This is a genomic window from Cupriavidus neocaledonicus, assembly GCF_000372525.1.
In the GTDB taxonomy this organism is placed as follows: domain Bacteria; phylum Pseudomonadota; class Gammaproteobacteria; order Burkholderiales; family Burkholderiaceae; genus Cupriavidus; species Cupriavidus neocaledonicus.
This window is the reverse complement of sequence record NZ_AQUR01000101.1, coordinates 138409-158919: the sequence shown is the minus strand read 5'-3', so window position 1 is coordinate 158919 and position 20511 is coordinate 138409. Positions and strand designations below refer to the sequence as shown.

Here is a 20511-nt window from a genome sequence, read left to right as displayed (position 1 = left end):
CCTGCACTCCACCTTAGCAACATGCTCGACATCCAGCTGTTCCGCAAAGACATCGACGCCGTGGCGCAACGCCTTGCCACGCGCGGCTTCCAACTCGACGTGGCGGCGTTCCAGGCACTCGAGGCCGAACGCAAGCAACTGCAGACCCAGACCGAGGAACTGCAGGCGCGCCGCAACAGCCTGTCCAAGCAGATCGGCATGCTCAAGGGCAAGGGCGAGGATGCCTCGGCCGTGATGGCGGAAGTGGGCGGCATCGGCGACACGCTCAAGGCCTCGGCCGCGCGGCTGGACGAAATCCAGGCGCACCTCGGCGAGCTGATGCTGTCGATCCCGAACCTGCCGCACGAGAGCGTGCCGGTCGGCAACGACGAGACCCAGAACGTCGAGGTGCGCCGCGTCGGCGAGCCGCGCCGGTTCGACTTTGCCGTGCGCGACCACGTCGACGTGGGCGAGAAACTGGGGCTGGATTTCGACACCGCGGCCAAGGTCACGGGTTCGCGCTTCTCGATGCTGCGCGGCGGCATGGCGCGCCTGCATCGCGCGCTGGTGCAGCTGATGCTCGACACCCACACGCAGGAGCATGGCTACACCGAGATGTACGTGCCGTACATCGTCAACGCCGCGTCGATGCGCGGCACCGGCCAGCTGCCCAAGTTCGAGGAAGACCTGTTCAAGGTGCCGCGCAAGGTGGGTAGCGAGGAAGGGGAGCGCATCGAGAACTTCTACCTGATCCCCACCGCCGAGGTGCCGCTGACCAATATCGTGCGCGACGCCATCGTCGCCGGCGAAAAGCTGCCGCTGCGCTTCGTCGCGCATACGCCCTGCTTCCGCTCCGAAGCCGGTTCCTACGGCAAGGACACCCGGGGCATGATCCGCCAGCACCAGTTCGACAAGGTCGAGCTGGTCCAGGTGGTGCCCGCCGACCAGTCCTTCGACGCGCTCGAGCAGCTGACCGGTCACGCCGAGGTGATCCTGAAGAAGCTGGAGCTGCCGTTCCGCACCATCGTGCTGTGCACCGGCGACATGGGCTTCGGCAGCACCAAGACCTACGACCTGGAAGTCTGGATTCCCGCGCAGAACACCTACCGCGAGATCAGCTCGTGCTCCAACATGGGCGATTTCCAGGCGCGCCGCATGCAGGCCCGCATGCGCACCGGGCAGGGCAAGCCGGAACTGGTGCACACGCTGAACGGCTCGGGCCTGGCCGTCGGCCGCACGCTGGTGGCGATCCTGGAGAACTACCAGAACGCCGACGGCTCGGTCACGGTGCCGGCCGCGCTGCAGCCGTACATGGGCGGCACTACCCGCCTGGAGCCGGAACTATAAGGCGCCGCAACCAGGCGTCGCAAAAAATCTGCTGCCAGCCTCTTGCATCGGCCGGCAGAGCGTGGCTATAATCTCGGTTTCGCCACACGGCAACAAGTTACCGGAGAGGTGGCAGAGTGGTCGAATGTACCTGACTCGAAATCAGGCGTACCGGCGACGGTACCGTGGGTTCGAATCCCACCCTCTCCGCCATACAAGAAGCTGACCGGCTCGACCACCGGCAGGCAACAACAGCGTAGTAAAACTCAGGCCGACGCCCGCGCAAGCAGGCGTCGGTTTTGTTTTTTCCGCGGCCGGTTTCGTGCTGCGGCCACACGTGGCGACAGGGTGCCGCCGGCGGCGCCGGCCGGTGCACTATCATGGCGATCCGCAACGCAGGATGCCGCACCATGACCCAGCCACCCGACAAACCGGCGGCCGCGCCGGCCGCACCGACTTTTCACGGCGATCCGTCCGAACTGCCGGCCGATCCCGACCTGGTCTACGGTATGCCGTACCGGCACTACAAGGGCGGCGCCTATGCGGCGGTAGGCGTCGGCCGCTTCGAGGCCGACCTGGCGCCGGTGGTGGTCTACCGCGCCCTGCGCGACCCGTCCCTGCTGTGGGTGCGCCGCGCCGATGTGTTCAGCGAGCCGGTGGCGACGCCGCAGGGCGCGGTGCCGCGTTTCGCGCCCGACTGGCCCGCGGCGCTGGCTTGCCTGGACTTCCTGCCGCGCCAGGCGGTGCTCGACGTGCTGGCGCTGCACGACACGCCGTACCGCCGCTACCACGACCGCCGCCATATCCTGGAGATGTTCGAGGCCGCCCATGCGCGCGGCGTGGCGCTGGATCGCGCGCAGGCACTGGCGGTGCTGTGCCACGACGCGGTCTATGTGCCCGGCTGCGAGCACAACGAAGCCGCCTCGGCCGCCATGATCGAATCCGTTGCGCCAGGCGAAGCACGAGCGGTGCTGGAGCGTGCCGCGCGGATCGTGCTCGATACGCGCGACCATCGTCCGAGCAGCGCGGATGCGCAAATCGTGCTCGATCTCGACCTGTTCAGGCTGGCCGCGCCGCCCGACGTGTTCGACCGCCACAGCCAGGACGTCTTCGCCGAGAACCGCGCGCTGCTGGCGGCGCGCACCGGCAAGCAGGGCGATGCACTGCTTGCCGAATTCATGCGCCGGCGCGCGGCATTCCTGAGCCACCTGGCGCAGCGCCTGCAACTGTTCCTGACCGCGGCCTTCGCCGACTGCGAGGCGCTGGCGCGCGCCAATATCGCCCGCGCCGTGGCCGCGGCGGAGGGGGCCAGTGACTGACGCGGCGGCGCGCGCGAGCGGCCTGGTCCACGCCTGGCTCACGCCGGGCACGGCGCTAGGGCTGCTTGCGCTGTTTGCGCTGGTGACGTTGCTGCTGCTGAGCCTGGTGCCGCTGCTGGTGGCGCTGTTGCGGCCGGTGGTGCGCTGGCTGGACCGCTGGCGCGTGTGGGGCGCCGGCGCGCTGTCGTCGCGCGTGGCGGCGCGGCCGCGGCGGCTGGGCACACTCACGCTGCGCGTGCTCGAGCGCGACATGGCCGAGCTGCTGCTGGTGCTGCTGGCCGGCGCCGTGCTGCTCGCCTGCGGCTGCGCGCTGTTCTGGCTGGCCGGCGAGATCGCCGAAAACGCCGAGGTGGTACGCCTCGACCAGCAGGTGTTCGCAGGCTGCGCAGCTTGCGCACCGACTGGCTCGACCTGGCGATGGTCGCCGTGACCGAGCTCGGCGGCGGGCGTATTTCGGTGGCGGTGGGCGTGGCCGTGTTTGCGTGGCTGTGCTGGCGCCGGGCCTGGATCGTGGCGCTGTACTGGGCGGCCGCGCTGCTTGGCGCGCGCGCCTGCGTGATGGCGCTCAAGCTGGGCATGGCGCGGGTGCGTCCGGCCAGCATCTACAGCGGCCTCGAGTCGTACTCCTTCCCCAGCGGCCACGCCACCAGCAGCATGGTCACCTATGGCTTCCTGGCCTTGCTGATGTGCCTGCGCCAGCCGTGGCGCGTGCGCATTCCGGTGCTGGCGCTGACCGTGGTAGCGGTGGCGGCGATCGGCGTGTCGCGGCTTTACCTGGGCATGCACTGGTTGTCCGACGTGGCCGCGGACTATGCGCTCGGGCTGGCGTGGATCGCGCTGCTGGGCACGGCCTACCGCACGCTGCACGGGCCGGCCCCGCGGGGCTCGGTGGCGCCGTCGCGGCTCGGCATGGTGACGGCGGTCGCGGTGGTGGCGGCGTTCGGCTACGTGGCGTGGTTCCGGCTGCCGGAAACGCTCGAGCGCTATCGCCTGGCCGGTGCCGCTACGCTGGCGTCGCCGCCGCTGCGGCCTCCGGCGCTTGCGGCAGGCGCGACACCAGCAACTGGTCGATCTTGTGATGGTCGATGTCCAGCACTTCGAAGCGATAGCCCGCCACGGTGATCGACTCGGACTTCTTCGGGATGCGCTTGAGCGCATAGATCACCAGCCCGGCCGCGGTATCGACGTAGTCCTCGCCCGGTAGCGTATCCAGCTCCAGCGCCTTCTTCAGGTCCACCAGCGGCGTCAGGCCATCGACCAGCCAGGAGCTGTCGTCGCGCCGCACGATCTGCTCGTCTTCGCTGGAATAGAGGATGTCGCCCATCAGCGCGCCGACGATGTCGTCCAGCGTGACGATGCCTACCACCAGCCCGTACTCGTTCATGACCACGGCGAAGCTCTGGTGCATCTCGCGGAAACGCGTCAGCGCCTCGGACAGGGTCAGCGTGTCGGGGATCACCAGCACGTTCTTGTCGTGGTGGCGGCCGATGTTGCCCATCACCGCGGCGCTTTCATCGGCCAGCAGCAGCTGCAGGATGTCCTTGGAATCGATATAGCCCTGCACGTCGTCGAGATCGTGCCCGCACACCGGGTATTGCGCGTGCGGCTGGTTGACCAGCTTGCGGCGCACGCTGTCGGCGGGCTCGTCCAGGCTCAGGTAGACCACCTCGTCGCGCGGCGTCATGATCGCGGTGATGCCCTTGAAGTCGAGTTCGAACACGTTCTCGATCAGGTGCAGCTCATGCTTGTGCAGCACGCCGGCCTCGGCGCCGGCATCGACCATCGCGGCGATGTCCTCGGTGGTGATCTGGTCGACCGGCTTGGTTGGCAGCCGCAGCAGCCGCAGCATGGCATCGGCGGCGGCGTTGAAGACCCACACCAGCGGCCTGAGCACGCGCAGCAGCGTCAGCATCGGGTCGATCACCGCCAGCGCGCAGGCCTCGGGAAAGGTCATGGCGATGCGCTTGGGGATCAGGTCGGCGAACTGGATGAACAGCAGCGTCACGATCAGGAACGAGCCGATATTGGCAACGCGCTGCGCGTGCACCACCTGCATGTAGGGCGACAGTGTTTCCAGCAGCAGGTCGGACACATGCTTCTCGCCCAGGATACCGGCCAGGATGGCGACGCTGTTGACCCCGATCTGCACGATGGTGAAGAAATTCCCGGGCTCTTCCTTCAGCAGCAGCACGCGCGTGGCGCGGCCGTCGCCGCGTTCGGACAGCACCTGCAGCTTGGTGCGGCGGGCAGCGGTCAGCGCGATCTCGGAGATCGAGAAGAACGCGCTGACAAGGACGAGCAGGATCAGGGTCAGGACGAACATAGGCAGGGTTGCGCTGGCAGCTTGTGTCTGCAGGCGGCTTGATGATGGTGCACGGCGCGCGCGGCTGTCAATCTGTGCCCCCGTCAGTCGCGGCGCCTGGCGGGGCCGGCGTCGAAGCTTGCCGTCGGCGCTTCGAGCCGTTGCGGCAGCGTTGACGCGAGCGCCGCGGCGGCCTGCGCGAACTGCGCGCGCAGCTCATCGGCCAGGCTCGAGCCGGCGCGGTGGCTGGCGCGCAGCATCTGGATCTCGAACGGCAGCACCGGCGCCACGTCATGCAGCGCGACGCGCTCGGCGCTGGCGCTGAGCGCGGTGTACTGGTCCAGCAGCGTCATGCCCAGGCCGGCGTCGACCAGCGCCAGCGCCAGCGAGTAGGTCTGCACCTCCAGCGTCGAGCGCGGTTCCAGCGCGTGCCGCGCCAGGGTCTGGCGCACCAGCAGGCCGAGCGAACTGTTGTCGTCATAGCCGATGAAGGCGCGCTCCATCAGCCGCTGCATCGGCACCACGCCGCGGCGTCCGCCGGCGGGCAGCGGCTGCGTACGCGGCACCGCCAGCAGCATGCGGCCGCTGGCCACCGGTTCGCTAGAGATGGCTTCGTGGCGCGGCGGAGCGAAGGCAAAGCCGAGGTCGATCTGGTTGGCCAGCAGCGCATCGACGATCTCGTCGGTATGGTGCGTCAGCACCTGTACCTGGGTGTCGGGATGGCGCGCGCAGAAGCTGCGCACCGCCGGCACCAGCAGCGGGTTGGCCAGGCTCGGCGTGGCGGCCACGCGCAGCCGGCCGGCGCCCTTGTGGCGCAGGCTTTCCGAGACCCGGCGCACGCGTTCGATCTCGCCATATAGCCTTTCGACATCCCCAGACAGCGCGTTGGCCTCGGGCGTGGCCTGCAGCCGCCCGCGCACCCGCTCGAACAGCCGGAAGCCGAGCGAGGCCTCGGCATGCTGCAGCACGCGCGTGACCACCGGCTGCGACACGTGCAGCAGGCGCGCGGCCTCGCTGACGGTGCCGGTCAGCATTACGGCGCGGAACACTTCGATCTGGCGCAGGCGCATGGCATCTGGGGGGTGGTGGAAGGGGCGCAAGGCGGGGCTGGGGCAGCCATAGCCTGAAGACATATTCTGGCACGTATTCGCATTGGGCAAGCCGGCGCGCTTGCACTACGCTCTGCCTGGTGGACACAAGCAAAGGACAGGCAATGCAGGTGGTGATCGTGGGCGCGGGCGTGGTGGGCATGACTACGGCATGGCGCCTGGCCGAGGATGGCCACCAGGTGACGGTGCTCGAGCGCCACGACGGCCCCGGCGAGGAAACCAGCTTTGCCAATGGCGGGCAGCTCAGCTACAGCTATGTGGCGCCGCTGGCGGGGCCGGGCGTGATGGCCAAGGTGCCGGGCTGGCTGCTGCGGCGCGATTCGCCGATGCGCTTCCGCCCGGCGGCGGACCCGGCGCAGTGGCGCTGGCTGGCCGCCTTCATGTCCGCCTGCAACGCCGCCACCAGCGAGGCGACCACGCGCAAGCTGCTGCGGCTGGGCTTTTATTCGCGCGACCTGATGCAGGCCTTCGTGGCCCGGCACCAGCATGACGGCGGCGGCGCCGGCTTCCATTTTGCGCGGCGCGGCAAGCTGGTGGTGCACCGCGATGCGGCGGCGTTCGCTTCGGCGTGCCGGCTGCTGGACTACCAGGCCAGCCTGGGCTGCGAGCAGCAGGCGCTGGACCGCGATGCCTGCGTGGCGCTGGAGCCCGCGCTGGCCGGCATCCGCGACCAGATCGCCGGCGCCATCCATACCCCGAGCGAGGAGGTGGGCGACTGCCATCGTTTCTGCCTGTCGCTGGCACGGTTGCTGCAAGACGGCGCGTACGCGGGCGTGTCGCTGCGCTTCGGCACCGTGGTCCAGGGGCTGGTGCAGCAGGGCGGGCGCGTCACCGGGGTGCGCACGCCGGCCGGGGTGGTGCCCGCCGACGTGGTGATCATGTCGGGCGGCATTGGCAGCGTGCCGCTGCTGCGTCCGCTCGGGGTGCGGCCGATGCTGTGGTCGCTCAAGGGCTACAGCATCACGGTGCCGCTGGCCGGCGGCGCGCCGGCGCCGCATATCAGCGTGACGGATTTTGCCAACAAGATCGTTTATGCCCGGATCGGCAATACACTGCGGGTGGCGGGCATGGCCGACCTGGTACGCGGCGGCACCCGCATCGATCCGGAGCGCGTCGGCACGCTGGTGGCCCAGACCCGCGCGCTGTTTCCCGGCATCGTGCCGGACCAGCCGCTGGCGCAGCTGCAGCCGTGGGCGGGGCTGCGCCCGGCCACGCCGGACGGCCTGCCGCTGGTGGGGCCGTCACGGGTGTCGGGGCTGTGGCTAAACCTGGGCCACGGCGCGCTGGGCTTTACGCTGGCGATGGGCAGTGCCGGCCTGCTGGCCGACCGCCTGGCGGGGCGCCGCCCCGCCATCGACGCAGAAGATTTCGACGCGGCGCACGCCTAGCGCCGCGGCCGAGCATGGGTTGTTGCCGTACCGGCAAGTCCGCAGTACCTGAAGCTGTCCATGAAGCATGCCTCAATGACCAAGCCCCACTACAAGGAGCGCCACATGCAAACGCTGCACCCCCATCGAACCGCCACCCGCCGCGCGCTTGCCGCCGCCACGCTGCTGCTCGCCGCCGGCGCTGCCCATGCCGCCGACGGCGACACGCTGAAGAAGATCAAGGACAGCGGCGTGATCTCGCTCGGCTACCGCGAATCGTCGATCCCGTTCTCGTACACCGACGGCAAGGAGGTCATGGGCTACTCGCACGAGATCCTGCTGCAGATCGTCGACAAGGTGAAGAGCGAGCTGAAGATGCCCAACCTGCAGGTGCGCCTGACGCCGATCACCTCGCAGAACCGCATCCCGCTGGTGCAGAACGGCACCATCGACATCGAATGCGGCAGCACCACCAACAATCTCGAGCGCCAGAAGCAGGTGGCGTTCTCCAACAGCCTGTTCGTCTACGGCATCAAGATGCTGACCAAGAAGGATTCGGGCGTGAAGGAGTTTGCCGACCTGAAGGACCGCAACGTGGTTACCACCGCCGGCACCACCGGCGAGCGCCTGCTGGTCAAGATGAACGGCGAGAAGGCCATGAACATGAACCTGATCAGCACCAAGGACCACGGCCAGTCCTTCCTGATCCTGGAAACGGGCCGTGCCGCCGCGTTCGTGATGGACGAGCCGCTGCTGTACGGCGAGCGCACCAAGGCCAAGAACGCCGCCGACTGGGTGGTGGTGGGCGCGCCGCTGCAGACCGAGAACTACGCCTGCATGTTCCGCAAGGACGATCCCTCGTTCAAGAAGCTGGCCGACGGCGTGATCGCCGACCTGCAGACCAGCGGCCGCGCCGAGAAGCTGTACAACAAGTGGTTCATGTCGCCGATTCCGCCGCGCGGCATCAACATGAACTACCCGCTGTCGGCCGACATGAAGGCGCTGTTCGCGGCGCCCAACGACAAGGCCTACCAGTAGGGCAGGATGGCCCGCGGGAGCGCAATCGTGCCCCGCGGTTATTTAGCCATGATGAATCGATATTTAGCGTTCGATAGTGTTTGCGGTAGTGTTGAGCCCGATATAGGCTCATAGCAGCACAACAGCCGTCGGCGCTCCAAAAGAGGCCGGCCGGCGCTGCCCCACACTGCTTATCCGCATCGACTGGAGAACATATGCGATCGCTTCGTACTGGCTGGTTCAAATCCCTGCTGGCCGCTTCCCTGGTGGCCGGCGCCGGCCTGGCGGCCACCGCCGCCCATGCCGCCGACCTGCTCGACACCGTCAAGCAGGCCGGCGTGCTGAAGATCGGGCTGGAAGGCACCTACCCCCCGTTCGGTTTCCGTGGCGCAAAGAACGAGCTGGAAGGCTTCGACGTCGACGTGGCGCGGGCGGTGGCGGGCAAGCTCGGGGTCAAGCCGGAGTTCGTCACCACCGAATGGAGCGGCATCATCGCCGGCCTGCAGGCGGGCAAGTTCGACGTGATCGTCAACCAGGTCAACGTCACGCCGCAGCGCCAGCAGGTGCTGGATTTTTCCACGCCCTACGTCTACTCGGATGCGCAGCTGATCCAGCGCAAGGATGACAAGCGCCAGTTCAAGTCGCTGGAAGACCTGAAGGGCCACAAGCTGGGCGTGAGCCTGGGCAGCAACTACAACGACCTGGCCAAGTCGGTGGCCGGCATCGAGGTCAAGACCTATCCCGGCGCGCCGGAGTACCTGCGCGACCTGGCGGCACAGCGCGTCGACGCCGCGCTGAACGACCGGCTGATGGTCGCGTACCTGGTCAAGACCACCAACCTGCCGCTGCGCCCGGGCGCGATCGTGGCGGGTGCCACCACGCAGGTGGCGATCCCGTTCCGCAAGGACAACCCCAAGTTCGCGCAGGCAATCAACCACGCGCTGGAGGACCTGGCCAAGGACGGCACGCTCGGCAAGCTGTCGGTGAAGTGGTTCGGCACCGATGTGACCAAGCCCGCCGGCAAGCCGGTCAAGTAAGCCGGACGGCAGGCAGGGCGTTATCATGTCGCGGCGCGGCGGCCTGCATGGCTGCCGCGCCGCTTTGCTTTGTGCCCTTTATTGCTGATCCTTTTCGCGCCGCCACGCCATGTCCGCTCTCCAGCTCGTCATCGACTCCCTGCCCGTGCTGCTGCAGGGCACGCTGCTGACCATCAAGTTCGCGTTGTGGTCGATGGTGTTCGGGCTGATGCTGGGCACGGTGGTGGCGCTGATGGGCATCAGCCATAGCCGCGCGCTCAAGGGGGCGGCGCGGGGCTATGTCAGCATCATGCGCGGCACGCCGCTGCTGGTGCAGATCTTCGTGGTCTATTACGGGCTTCCTGGCATCGGCATCGCGCTGGAACCGACGCCCGCGGGCGTGCTGACGCTGAGCCTGAACGTCGGCGCGTATCTGTCGGAGAGCATGCGCGGCGCCATCCTGGGCGTGGCGCGCGGGCAGTGGCTGGCGGCCTACAGCCTGGGCCTGACGCCGGCGCAGGCGCTGCGCTACGTGGTGGGCCCGCAGGCGCTGCGGCTGGCGGTGCCGAGCCTGTCGAACAGCCTGATCAGCCTGATCAAGGATACCTCGCTGGTATCGGTGATCACCGTCACCGAACTGCTGCGCACCGCGCAGGAGGTGATCGCCGCCACGTACCAGCCGTTGCCGCTGTATTTGGCGGTGGCGGCGATCTACTGGGTGCTGAGCACTGGGTTGTCAGGGCTGCAGCACAGGCTGGAGCGGAGGTTGTCGCTGCCGGGGAGGCATTGAGACCCCACCGACAAGGAAGAGGGGAGTGGGGTCGGGTGCTCCCAAGCCGACCGAACTAGCCCAAGCAAGGTGTTCTCCCTCTCCCCTCATGGGGAGAGGGCCGGGGTGAGGGGTGGTCTGGCGAGGTACCACATCGAGCGAAGCCTTCGGTTTTTACAGCACGACTTGCCCGTTGAAACGCCGGCCCTAACCTCCGCCCCTCTCCCGCGAGCGGGAGAGGGGCGCGCCCCCGCAGCACAGCGAAGGGATTTACCCCTGCGCGATGCGCCCGGCGATGTGCCCCAGCGCCTCTTCCACCTGGTCCACCAGGATCAGGCACAGGTCGCCCGGCTGCAGGTGCGACAGCGCGGTATCAATGGCCAGGAACTCGCCGCGGATTTCCTCGACCTGGCTGGTGCGTTGCGCGCCCTGCAGGCCTTCGCGCAGCAGCGCCAGCACCTCGCCGTCGGCGCGGCCGCGCTGGCACTGGTCCTGATACAGCACGACCTCGTCGAACGCGCCGCCCAGGATCTGGGTCTGGCGGCGGATGTCGTCGTCGCGGCGGTCGCCCGCGCCGCTGATCACCACCACGCGCCGCCGGGCCGGGATGGATTCGATCGCGTTGCACAGCGCCAGGATCGCATCCGGGTTGTGGCCGTAGTCGGCGATCAGCGTGGCGCCGCGGTAGTCAAACACATTGAAGCGTCCGGGCGCGGTCTGCGCATCGTTGACGAAGGTGGCCAGCCCGCGGCGGATCACCGACCAGTCGATGCCCAGCGCCCATGCGGCGGCGATCGACGACATCGCATTCTCGACCTGGAAGCCGATGGTGCCGTTGCGCGTCAGCGGGATCTCCGCCAGCGCGATGCGTACTTCGGCATCGCCTTCCGCGGCGACGATCTCGGCGCCGTCGACGAACACCACGCGCTTGCCCTGCGCGCGGTGCGTGGCCATGGCCGGCTGGTCGGGATCGTGCGCGAAGAAGGTGACGCTGCCGGGGCAGGCGTCGGCCATGCGCACCACCATCGGGTCGGCGGCGTTGAGCACGGCCATGCCGTGCGGCGCGACGTTCTGCACGATCACGCTCTTGAGCACCGCCAGGTCTTCGACCGAGTTGATGTAGGACAGGCCCAGGTGGTCGCCTTCGCCGACGTTGGTCACCACCGCCACGTCGCAGCGGTCGAAGGCCAGGCCCTCGCGCAGCAGTCCGCCGCGCGCGGTTTCGAACACGGCGGCGTCGACGTCGGGGTGCAGCAGCACGTTGCGCGCGCTGCGCGGGCCGCTGCAGTCGCCGGTGTCGATGCGCTCGCCCTGGATATAGACCCCGTCGGTGCCGGTCATGCCCATGCGCAGGCCGCTGCTGGCCATGATGTGGGTGATCAGGCGGACCGTAGTGGTCTTGCCGTTGGTGCCCGAGACCGCCACCACCGGGATGCGGCCGTCGTCGCCGTCGGCGAACATGGTCGAGACGATGGCTTCGCCGACCGCGCGGCCCTTGCCGTAGGACGGCTGCAGGTGCATGCGCAGGCCTGGCGCGGCGTTGACCTCGACGATGCCGCCGGCCTGTTCCTCGAACGGCTTGAGCATGGTCTCGCACACCGCGTCGACGCCGGCGATGTCCAGGCCCACCATCTGCGCGGCGGCCACGGCGCGCGCCGCGATGTCCGGATGGACGTCGTCGGTCACGTCGGTGGCGCTGCCGCCGGTGGACAGGTTGGCGTTGTTGCGCAGTACCACGCGGGTGCCGGCGGCCGGCACGGAATCGGCGGTCAGGTTCTGCTTGGCCAGCGTCGCCAGCGCGATATCGTCGAAGCGGATCTTGGTCAGCGAGGTGGCATGGCCTTCGCCGCGGCGCGGGTCGCGGTTCACTTCCTCGACCAGCTGGCGCACGGTGTGCACGCCGTCGCCGATCACCTGCGGCGGATCGCGGCGCGCGGCCGCGACCAGCTGCTTGCCGACCACCAGCAGGCGGAAATCATGACCAGGGATATAGCGCTCGACGATCACGTCGGAGCTGATGTCCGAGGCGACCTCGTAGGCGGCCATCACTTCCTCGCGGGTGCGGATGCGCACCGCCACGCCCTTGCCCTGGTTGCCGTCGCGCGGCTTGACCACCACCGGCGCGTCGATTTCCTGCGCCGCGGCCCAGGCTTCGTCGGCGCTGCGCACCGAGCGGCCCAGCGGCACCGGCACGCCGGCGGCGTGCAGCAGGCTCTTGGTCAGTTCCTTGTCCTGCGCGATCGACTCGGCCACGGCGCTGGTGCGGTCGGTCTCGGCCGCCTGGATGCGGCGCTGCTTGCTGCCCCAGCCGAACTGCACCATCGAGCCCTGCGTCAGGCGCCGGTACGGGATCCCGCGCGCGACCGCGGCGTAGACGATCGAGCCGGTGCTTGGCCCCAGGCGCACGTCCTCGTCCAGCTCGCGCAGGCGGTGCAGCGCGTCGGCCAGGTCGAACGGGGTGTCGTGACGCGCGGCGTGGCACAGCGCCTCGGCCAGCTCGAAGGCGAGCCGGCCGACTTCTTCCTCGCTGTATTGCACGATCACCTGGTAGATGCCGGGCTCGACCGTCTGCGCGGTACGGCTGAACGTGACCGGACAGCCGGCGGCGGCCTGCAGGCGCAGCGCCGTCACTTCCAGCACGTGGGCCAGCGACAGCTCGACCGATTCCTCGTCCGGGCGCAGCGGCCCGATCTCGGGGAAGCGGGCGCGCAGCCGGTCTTCGAAGCCGGGCAGGGCCGACAGCATGTTGGCGGTGTCCTGGCAGGCCACGATCGCTTCGATGGCGGTGTGGCGGCACCACAGGTTCGGGCCCCGCAGGGCCCTGATTCGGGAGACTTCCATGGAACGGTTTCCGTGTCTTCTATGCGCGGTTGGGCTGGGGCGTCAGGCGCGGCGGGGGGGCTGGCCCATCCAGTGGTGCACCAGGTCGACGGTGGCGCCGGTGGCGGCCTCATCGCACTGCAGCACCAGCAGGTCGCCCGGCACCAGCTGGCCGAGAGCGGCTTCGATGGCGCTGGCGCGCGTGCCTTCGTCGATGATCTTGGTCACGCGCCGGCCTTCGTACAGGCCCTGCTTGAGCAGCGCGCGCGCCTCGGCGTCGGGCAGGGCGCGCTTGACGCTGCGATCCTCGCACAGGAACACGCGGTCGAAATGCTGGCCCAGGGCCTTGCCCTGGCGCACCAGGTCGTCGTCGCGGCGCTGCACGCCGGCGCCGTAGACCACCATGCGGCGCTCGGCCGGGAAGCGCTCCAGCGCGGTCGCCAGCGCTTCCAGCGCGGGAGCGTTGTGGGCGTCGTCGACCACCACCGTGGCGCCGTTGCGCTCGAACAGCGTGAAGCGGCCCGGCACGTCGACCTGGCCCACATCGAAGGTCACCACGCCGGCGCGGATCAGGTCATTGGAGATGCCCAGCGCCCAGCCGGCGGCCACGGCCGCCAGCACGTTCTCGATCTGGAACGCGACGCGGCCGTCGTAGGTCAGCGGCACCGCGGCCACGTCGACCAGCGCGGTCTCGCTGGTGCCGCTGGCCAGCACGATCTTGCCTTCGCGCACGTACACCGCGCGCTTGCCCGCGGCGCGGTGCGACATGATCGCAGGCAGCTCCGGGGTCAGGCCGAAGAAGATCACGTCGCCGTCGCACAGTCCGGCCATCTCGACCAGGCGCTCGTCGCGCGCGTTGAGCACGGCGGCACCGTTCTGCAGCACCACGTCGACCTGCGTGCGCAGCACGTTGTACATGCGGTCTTCGTCCTCGACGTAATAGTCGCCGAGATGGTCGGGCTGGTCGAAGTTGGTGACCACGCCGACCTGGCAGCGGTCATAGGGCAGGCCCTCGGACAGGATGCTGCCGCTGTCGTTCTCGAACACGGCGGCCTCGACCGCGCGGTTCATCAGGATGCGGTGGCCGGCTTCCCAGTTGGCGCGGTCGCCGCTTTCGACCTGGCGGCGGTCCAGGAACAGGCCATCGCTGCAGGCCAGGCCGGTATGCTTGCCCGACAACTGCAGCAGGCGCGCGACCAGGCGCGCCACCACGGTCTTGCCGTTGGTGCCGGTCACGCCCACCACCGGGATGCGGCCCTGGTCGTCTTCCGACTCGGGGAACAGGTGGTTGACGATGGCGCGGCCCACCGGGCGCGGCGTGCCTTCGGCCGGCTTGATATGCATCAGCAGGCCGGGGCCGGCGTTGACTTCGACGATGGCGCCGCGCTGTTCGTGCAGCGGGCGCGAGATATCCTCGGCCACCAGGTCCACGCCGGCGATGTCCAGCCCCACCACGCGCGCGGCCAGCGCGGCATGCGCGGCGACGCTGGGGTGCACGCGGTCGGTGACATCGAAGGCGACGTTGCCGTTGCGCTGGATCAGCACGGTGCGGCCTTCCGGCGGCACCGAACTGCCGTCCATGCCCTGGCGCTTCAGTTCCAGCCGCGCGGCGGAGTCGAGCCGCACGCGGTTGAGCGGGTGGTCCTCGGTGCTGCCGCGGCGCGGATCGGAATTGATCTGCAGCTCGATCAGCTCGTCGATGGTGGACTTGCCGTCGCCGACCACGCTGGCGCTCTCGCCCATGGCCGCGGCCACCAGGCGGCCGCCCACCACCAGCAGGCGGTGCTCGTTGCCGGGGATGAAGCGCTCGACGATGACGCCGCTGCCTTCGTCGATGGCCACGCCGTAGGCGGTTTCGACTTCTTCGCGGGTCATCAGGTTGGTGAACACGCCACGGCCGTGGTTGCCGTCATAGGGCTTTACCACCACCGGCACGCCGATGTCCTCGGCGGCGTCCCAGGCGTCCTCCGGCGATTCGACCAGGCGGCCTTCCGGCACCGGCACGCCGCAGGATTCCAGCAGGCTCTTGGTCAGGTCCTTGTCGCGCGAGATGCTTTCGGCGATGGCGCTGGTGCGGTCGGTCTCGGCGGTCCAGATGCGGCGCTGGCGCGCGCCGTAGCCCAGCTGCACCAGGTTGCCGTCGGACAGGCGGATCGCGGGGATGTCGCGGTCGTCGGCGGCATCGACGATGCAGGCGGTGCTGGGACCGAGGCAATGCTTGTCGACCAGGCGGCGCAGGTGGTCCACCGTGGCCGGGACGTCGTAGGGACGGTCCTCGATCGCGGCCATGACCAGGTCGCGCGCGGCGAACAGGGCGGCGCGGGTGACTTCCTCGTGCCAGGCGCGCACGATCACCTTGTAGACGCCGCGCACCGGGGTCTCGCGGGCCTTGCCGAAGCCGCCCGGCATCCCGGCCAGGTTTTGCAGCTCAAGCGTCACGTGTTCCAGGATATGGCCCGGCCACGTGCCTTCCTTCAGCCGCTGCAGGAAGCCGCCCCGCTCGCCGATGCTGCATCGATGCTCGATCAGCGACGGCAGCCAGGCCGACAGGCGCTCGTAGAACCCCGGAATCGTGTTGGAGGGAAAATCCTCCAGTTCCCCGATATCGACCCATGCCTCCAGAACGGGCCGATATGTCCACATATTCGGGCCGCGCAGCGACATGACATCGAAAATCTCAATGTCCTTCTTTTTCATTGAATTAGCTTGAGGCAGTGGGCGGAACGCCCGAGAAATGGAAGCCTAACCTTTCAGTAACGTTACAGCACAGAGCGGGTTGACTTTCTTGGTCTAAAAGTGATTGTGCAATGCATCAGGAATACCCGCCCGTTCGTCGTTATGTATACTGCGGGCGAATTCGCGGGCCGCCAGCGCGTGCCCGGCCTAAATTGTTTCAAGTTATGTCCGCAACTCCTGGACGCACGCCGCGCCATCCATGACCCAGTCCTCCCTGCCTGTCCCTACTGCCACTGCCGCCGATGAACCCTGGCGGGATGAAGCCGGATCGTGGCTCCGACCCGGCGAGACTGTCCTGGCCGGACTGGGGCTGGACCTCGACGCGAGGCTGCATTTTACCCAAGGGTGGCTGGTTGTGACCGACCAGCGCATCGTTGCCCGCGCCCCCGGCGAAAAAATTGTGCGGGAATGGAACATCGCACCGGCGCTGCGCCTTTCGCATACCGACCACGCGGGGGTAGGCACGCTGGAACTGAGCGGCCCGGCGGGCCGGCTCGCCACCTGGCGATATACGCTTGGTTACAATCCCGCGGCCTTGCGGCTGGCGGACCAGTTCGAGGCCCAGCGCGATGCCGCCGCGTCGCGGCCGGCCGCCGCCGCGGGCGAGGTGTTGTGCCCCACCTGCAAGGCGCCGCTGCCGCCGGATGAGGAACAGTGCCCGCAATGCAGCCGCGAACTGGAGACGCCGCCGTCGACCTGGGCGCTGCTGCGGCTCTGGCGCTTTGCCCGCCCCTACCGCTGGCAGCTGCTCGGCGGCTTCCTCCTGACGCTACTGTCTACCGCCGCCACGCTGGTACCGCCGTACCTGACCATGCCGCTGATGGACCGGGTGCTGATCCCGTTCCAGAACGGCGTGCCGATCGACTACGGGCTGGTGCGGCTGTACTTGGCGGGGCTGCTCGGGGCGGCGCTGGTGGCCTGGTCGCTGGGCTGGGCGCGCACCTACCTGCTTGCGCGCGTTTCGGAGCGCATCGGCGCCGATTTGCGCACGACCACCTACGAACATCTGCTCAAACTGTCGCTTGAGTATTTCGGCGGCAAGCGCACCGGCGACCTGATGGCACGCATCGGCTCGGAAAGCGATCGCATCTGCGTGTTCCTGTCGCTGCACCTGCTGGACTTCGCCACCGACGTGCTGATGATCCTGATGACGGCGGTGATCCTGGTCTCGATCAACCCGTGGCTGGCGCTGGTGACGCTGGTACCGTTGCCATTTATCGCCTGGATGATCCACCTGGTGCGCGACCGCCTGCGTCACGGCTTCGAAAAGATCGATCGGATCTGGTCCGAGATCACTAACGTGCTGGCCGACACCATCCCCGGCATCCGCGTGGTCAAGGCGTTTGCCCAGGAGAAGCGCGAAGTCACGCGTTTCCGCGAGGCCAACAAGCACAACCTGGCGATCAATGACCGCGTCAACGCGGTGTGGTCGCTGTTCACGCCGACCGTGACGCTGCTGACGGAGATCGGGCTGCTAATCGTGTGGGTATTCGGCATCTGGCAGGTTTCGCACAGCGCCATCACCGTGGGCGTGCTGGTGGCGTTCCTGACCTATATCAGCCGGTTCTATACGCGGCTGGATTCGATGAGCCGCATCGTCTCGGTGACGCAGAAGGCCGCCGCCGGTGCCAAGCGCATCTTCGACATCCTTGACCATGTCTCGAGCGTGCCGGAGCCGGCGCGGCCTGCCAGGCTGGAGCGGGTCGAGGGCGCCATCGACATGAGCGACCTGGGCTTCCGCTACGGCAACCGCGCGGTGATCCGCGGCCTGAACCTGTCGATCGCGCCGGGCGAGATGATCGGGCTGGTCGGCCACAGCGGCTCGGGCAAGAGCACGCTGGTCAACCTGATCTGCCGCTTCTACGACGTCTCGGAGGGCGCGATCCGGGTCGACGGGGTCGATATCCGCTCGCTGCCGGTCTCGGAGTACCGCCGCCATATCGGCCTGGTGCTGCAGGAGCCGTTCCTGTTCTTCGGCACGATCGCAGACAACATCGCCTACGGCAAGCCGGACGCCACGCGCGAGGAGATCATCGCCGCGGCGCGCGCCGCGCATGCGCACGAGTTCATCCTGCGGCTGCCGCACGGCTATGACTCGCTGGTCGGCGAGCGCGGCCAGGCGCTGTCGGGCGGCGAGCGCCAGCGCATTTCGATTGCGCGGGCGCTGCTGATCAACCCGCGCATCCTGATCATGGACGAGGCCACCTCGTCGGTCGATACCGCGACCGAGAAGGAAATCCAGAAGGCGCTCGACAACCTGGTGCAGGGCCGTACCACGATTGCCATCGCGCACCGCCTGTCGACGCTGCGCAAGGCCGACCGGCTGGTGGTGATGGACCGCGGCCAGATCGTCGAAGTGGGCAGTCACGACGAACTGCTGCTGCGCGAAGGCGCGTATTACAAGCTTTACCAGGCGCAGGCGCGCAATGTCGATACCGAAGACGACGACGCCCAAGAGCCCATCCAGATTCCCGAGACCGCCCATGCCCAATGACATCGCCGCCGCCGCGCCGGCCCCCGTGTTCACGCTGGACCGCAATCCGTTCGGCCGCCTGGTGCTGATCGCCGAAGACGGCACCGTCCACGAAGGCGTGGTGCCGGTGCGTGCCTTCCCGATCTCGGCGCCGCAGGGAGGCATCGGCATGATGAGCGCCGACGGGCATGAGGTGGTATGGATCCCGCGGCTCGAAGACCTGCCGATCGCCGAGCGCGACATGATCGAGGCGGAGCTCGCCTCGCGTGAGTTCATGCCGGAGATCGAGCGCATCGTCAGTGTTTCGACCTACGCCACGCCCAGCGTGTGGACGGTGAAGACCGACCGCGGCCAGACCGATCTGGTGCTGCGCGGCGAAGAAGCGATCCGGCGCCTGGCGGGCAGCACGCTGCTGATCTCGGACACGCACGGCATCCACTACCTGATCCGCGACCTGATGGCGCTGGACAAGCACAGCCGCAAGATACTTGACCGCTTCCTTTGAGGGTAGGGGTGCGCGGAAGGCTTGCCTGGTTGCCGTTCCGGCACAGCCGGGAGATCAGTGCAGCAGCTCGGACGAATCGTCCTCGTCGTCCCAGTCGTCGTGCATCACCGGCACATCGGGCGCCATGTCGAACACCATCGAGTGATAGCGCACGCTGAACCACTCGCGAAACATTTTCAGCGACAGTTCCTCGGGCCACGCCGAGTCGTCGAACCATTCGCCGAGCATGAATTCGAAGAAATCCTGCCAGCGCTTCTCGACCCAGCGTACGGCGTTCTCGTGCGTGTCCGCCAGCTCCTCGGGCAGCAGGAACACGCTCTGATCTTCGCGCACCTGCTCCAGCGTGAGGCCGGCCACGGGCTGGGGATCGACCGCCTGGATCCAGTCCAGGAACGGCTGCTCCGGAACCAGGGCGATCATGGAGCGGTTGATGGTGAAGCGGGGATGGTCGGACATCGCGAAAACCTTGAAGGACTGCAGCGGGCTATTGTAGTCCTTCGATTCCGCGATGTAGCGATGAACCATGCCTGCGTTGCATCACTGCCGCGATAGCGTTACTGGTAGTCCAGCGTAAATACCATCGAACTGGTGACATTACCCGGCGCAGGGGTGCCGCCGAGGCTCGCATAGCGGGCGCCGAAACGATAGGTGGCGGGCACGTTGGCCTGGATGCTTCCCATGGCGTTGCGCACCTGCAGCGGTACCGGCGCGGTGCCGCTGGCATTCATGATCTGCACGCCCGCGCCGCTCGCCGCGCCCGGGGCCCCGGCGTTGCTGAGGCCGAGGATGCCGGACGCGGCCGACATCACCGGCGTGCCGGCGGCACCGTCCAGCGTGATGCCGACGATGGCTGCGCTGTTGCAGTTCAGCTGGATGGCAAACGGCGTGTTGCCGCCCGCGCCTTGTGTTGCAAGGGTCCTGGCGCTGATCGCGGGCAGGCTCACCGTGGTGGGAGCCGCGACATTGCAGGCGATTTCGCGCGTTGCGATGGTGCCGGAAAAGCCGATGTAGTTATCGCGGTTACCCGTGCCGCCCAGCGCGCCTTCCAACGACCCGTTATAGACCCCGAAGCCGAAGCGGGTCTGGGCGGGGTCGAGGTTGCCGGGCGAAATCGGCCCGGTCTTGACGAACTCGATGGTGACCGACACGGAATAGGTCATGTCGGCATTGAGGTAGCCCAGGTTGGCCGCGCGGGTGTCGCACCAGACCCCTGCAGCATTGGTCATCGGCTGGCCGGCGGCATTGCGCAGGCGGATGCCGACGCCCGGGACACCGGTGGAATAGACGCCGGGCAGCACTTCCGTACCAGACCCGTAGTAGCACGAGACGATCGGAGCCCCGGGCACCACCCAGGGCAGCACGGTGGCACAGCTGCCGCTGAACTGGTAGCTGCGCACCGTTCCGGGAATCGTGCTGCCCTGGGTCAGGTTGACCGCGATGGCCATGCTGTTGAGAGTCTGCTCATAAGGCAGCGATGGCGTGGCGGTGCACTTCGCATGGGCAAGGTGCGGTGCCGCAAGGCACGCCACCACGAGCAGCCAGCGGCGCAGGAGACGGAAGAGTTGGGTTCGGTTCATAGCAGGGTCACGGATGCGGCTTGCTCGCCGGCGCCCGCGTGGCGCGGGAACCAGCCAATGACAACCAGCGGCATGCCAGTCAAAGTTCCTCGCTACGATAGGACCCGCACACTCGTGAAGCGATAAGGCTTCGCCTATTTTGGGGTCGGAAATTTTCCCGTCCCAGTCCGTCGCGCAAAAAGAAAAAGCCCTCGGC

General features: G+C 68.1%; 16 protein-coding genes and 1 tRNA gene. 11 read left to right on the top strand and 6 right to left on the bottom strand.

The genetic code is table 11. The features are described from left to right. Positions 1-21 precede the first annotated feature (21 nt). The 5 genes from serS to A3AG_RS34575 all read left to right on the top strand — a co-directional run bounded on the left by serS (position 22) and on the right by A3AG_RS34575 (position 3746). Positions 22-1326, top strand: coding sequence for a serine--tRNA ligase (serS, locus tag A3AG_RS0119725; RefSeq protein ID WP_018007086.1), 1305 nt, complete (start codon positions 22-24; stop codon positions 1324-1326). 102 nt (positions 1327-1428) lie between these two features. Further along, positions 1429-1518 (top strand) — tRNA-Ser (locus A3AG_RS0119720). Between the two features lie 167 nt (positions 1519-1685). Next, positions 1686-2624 (top strand): DUF1653 domain-containing protein, encoded by a 939-nt coding sequence (locus A3AG_RS0119715; protein ID WP_018007085.1) that lies wholly within the window; start codon positions 1686-1688, stop codon positions 2622-2624. After that, positions 2617-3054 carry a hypothetical protein gene (locus A3AG_RS34580; RefSeq protein WP_051073545.1) on the top strand — a complete coding sequence of 146 codons (438 nt, stop codon included), beginning with the start codon at positions 2617-2619 and terminating at the stop codon, positions 3052-3054. The genes A3AG_RS0119715 and A3AG_RS34580 overlap by 8 nt, the downstream gene beginning before the upstream one ends. Next, a complete protein-coding gene (locus A3AG_RS34575) occupies positions 3015-3746 on the top strand; it encodes a phosphatase PAP2 family protein (protein WP_081610756.1) in 732 nt (243 codons plus the stop codon). The genes A3AG_RS34580 and A3AG_RS34575 overlap by 40 nt, the downstream gene beginning before the upstream one ends. Here A3AG_RS34575 and paeA read toward each other — a convergent pair. After that, on the bottom strand, positions 3628-4947 hold the full coding sequence (gene paeA / locus A3AG_RS0119705; protein ID WP_018007084.1) for a polyamine export protein PaeA: 1320 nt from the start codon (positions 4945-4947) through the stop codon (positions 3628-3630). The two genes, A3AG_RS34575 and paeA, sit on opposite strands and share 119 nt — an antisense overlap. An 83-nt stretch (positions 4948-5030) precedes the next feature. Continuing rightward, positions 5031-5996 carry a LysR substrate-binding domain-containing protein gene (locus A3AG_RS0119700; RefSeq protein ID WP_026164324.1) on the bottom strand — a complete coding sequence of 322 codons (966 nt, stop codon included), beginning with the start codon at positions 5994-5996 and terminating at the stop codon, positions 5031-5033. Between the two features lie 143 nt (positions 5997-6139). Here A3AG_RS0119700 and A3AG_RS0119695 point away from each other — a divergent pair, with 143 nt between their 5' ends. From A3AG_RS0119695 to A3AG_RS0119680, 4 genes are all read left to right on the top strand, one after another. Continuing rightward, complete coding sequence (locus tag A3AG_RS0119695; RefSeq protein WP_018007083.1) at positions 6140-7423, top strand: D-amino acid dehydrogenase; 1284 nt, start codon at positions 6140-6142, stop codon at positions 7421-7423. A 105-nt stretch (positions 7424-7528) separates the two neighbouring features. Then, positions 7529-8440 carry a glutamate/aspartate ABC transporter substrate-binding protein gene (locus tag A3AG_RS0119690; RefSeq protein ID WP_026164323.1) on the top strand — a complete coding sequence of 304 codons (912 nt, stop codon included), beginning with the start codon at positions 7529-7531 and terminating at the stop codon, positions 8438-8440. Positions 8441-8634: 194 nt separating this feature from the next. After that, positions 8635-9456, top strand: a complete 822-nt coding sequence (locus tag A3AG_RS0119685; RefSeq protein ID WP_018007081.1) for a transporter substrate-binding domain-containing protein — start codon at positions 8635-8637, stop codon at positions 9454-9456. A 109-nt stretch (positions 9457-9565) separates the two neighbouring features. Beyond that, entirely contained in the window at positions 9566-10225 is a 660-nt protein-coding gene (locus A3AG_RS0119680) for an amino acid ABC transporter permease (protein ID WP_018007080.1), read from the top strand. A gap of 249 nt (positions 10226-10474) precedes the next feature. Here A3AG_RS0119680 and cphA (A3AG_RS0119675) read toward each other — a convergent pair whose 3' ends face one another. Together cphA (A3AG_RS0119675) and cphA (A3AG_RS0119670) are read right to left on the bottom strand one after the other, a co-directional pair. Next, positions 10475-13045 (bottom strand): cyanophycin synthetase, encoded by a 2571-nt coding sequence (cphA, locus tag A3AG_RS0119675; RefSeq protein WP_018007079.1) that lies wholly within the window; start codon positions 13043-13045, stop codon positions 10475-10477. A 42-nt stretch (positions 13046-13087) separates the two neighbouring features. Continuing rightward, positions 13088-15721, bottom strand: a complete 2634-nt coding sequence (gene cphA, locus A3AG_RS0119670) for a cyanophycin synthetase (RefSeq protein ID WP_018007078.1) — start codon at positions 15719-15721, stop codon at positions 13088-13090. A 238-nt stretch (positions 15722-15959) separates the two neighbouring features. Between cphA (A3AG_RS0119670) and A3AG_RS0119665 the strand changes: the two genes are divergently transcribed. After that, positions 15960-18254, top strand: coding sequence for a cyanophycin metabolism-associated ABC transporter (locus A3AG_RS0119665; RefSeq protein ID WP_018007077.1), 2295 nt, complete (start codon positions 15960-15962; stop codon positions 18252-18254). Beyond that, positions 18244-18738, top strand: a complete 495-nt coding sequence (locus A3AG_RS0119660) for a cyanophycin metabolism-associated DUF1854 family protein (RefSeq protein WP_018007076.1) — start codon at positions 18244-18246, stop codon at positions 18736-18738. The genes A3AG_RS0119665 and A3AG_RS0119660 overlap by 11 nt, the downstream gene beginning before the upstream one ends. Positions 18739-18792: 54 nt before the next feature. On the opposite strand, the gene A3AG_RS0119655 is transcribed toward A3AG_RS0119660, so the two are convergent. Both A3AG_RS0119655 and A3AG_RS0119650 read right to left on the bottom strand, forming a co-directional pair. Next, positions 18793-19194: a hypothetical protein gene (locus A3AG_RS0119655; RefSeq protein WP_026164322.1), complete on the bottom strand. Its 402-nt coding sequence runs from the start codon at positions 19192-19194 to the stop codon at positions 18793-18795. Between the two features lie 98 nt (positions 19195-19292). After that, entirely contained in the window at positions 19293-20315 is a 1023-nt protein-coding gene (locus A3AG_RS0119650) for a fimbrial protein (RefSeq protein WP_051073544.1), read from the bottom strand. Positions 20316-20511 lie beyond the last annotated feature (196 nt).

Excerpts from the sequence above, each read along its gene's own strand:
- A3AG_RS0119700 (WP_026164324.1), bottom strand. The coding sequence starts at position 5,996 with ATGCGCCTGCGCCAGATCGAAGTGTTCCGCGCCGTAATGCTGACCGGC.
- cphA (WP_018007078.1), bottom strand. The coding sequence starts at position 15,721 with ATGAAAAAGAAGGACATTGAGATTTTCGATGTCATGTCGCTGCGCGGC.
- A3AG_RS0119665 (WP_018007077.1), top strand. The coding sequence starts at position 15,960 with ATGACCCAGTCCTCCCTGCCTGTCCCTACTGCCACTGCCGCCGATGAA.
- A3AG_RS0119695 (WP_018007083.1), top strand. The coding sequence starts at position 6,140 with ATGCAGGTGGTGATCGTGGGCGCGGGCGTGGTGGGCATGACTACGGCA.
- paeA (WP_018007084.1), bottom strand. The coding sequence starts at position 4,947 with ATGTTCGTCCTGACCCTGATCCTGCTCGTCCTTGTCAGCGCGTTCTTC.
- A3AG_RS0119660 (WP_018007076.1), top strand. The coding sequence starts at position 18,244 with ATGCCCAATGACATCGCCGCCGCCGCGCCGGCCCCCGTGTTCACGCTG.
- cphA (WP_018007079.1), bottom strand. The coding sequence starts at position 13,045 with ATGGAAGTCTCCCGAATCAGGGCCCTGCGGGGCCCGAACCTGTGGTGC.
- A3AG_RS0119680 (WP_018007080.1), top strand. The coding sequence starts at position 9,566 with ATGTCCGCTCTCCAGCTCGTCATCGACTCCCTGCCCGTGCTGCTGCAG.
- A3AG_RS0119690 (WP_026164323.1), top strand. The coding sequence starts at position 7,529 with ATGCAAACGCTGCACCCCCATCGAACCGCCACCCGCCGCGCGCTTGCC.
- A3AG_RS0119655 (WP_026164322.1), bottom strand. The coding sequence starts at position 19,194 with ATGTCCGACCATCCCCGCTTCACCATCAACCGCTCCATGATCGCCCTG.
- A3AG_RS0119685 (WP_018007081.1), top strand. The coding sequence starts at position 8,635 with ATGCGATCGCTTCGTACTGGCTGGTTCAAATCCCTGCTGGCCGCTTCC.
- A3AG_RS0119650 (WP_051073544.1), bottom strand. The coding sequence starts at position 20,315 with ATGAACCGAACCCAACTCTTCCGTCTCCTGCGCCGCTGGCTGCTCGTG.
- A3AG_RS0119715 (WP_018007085.1), top strand. The coding sequence starts at position 1,686 with ATGGCGATCCGCAACGCAGGATGCCGCACCATGACCCAGCCACCCGAC.
- serS (WP_018007086.1), top strand. The coding sequence starts at position 22 with ATGCTCGACATCCAGCTGTTCCGCAAAGACATCGACGCCGTGGCGCAA.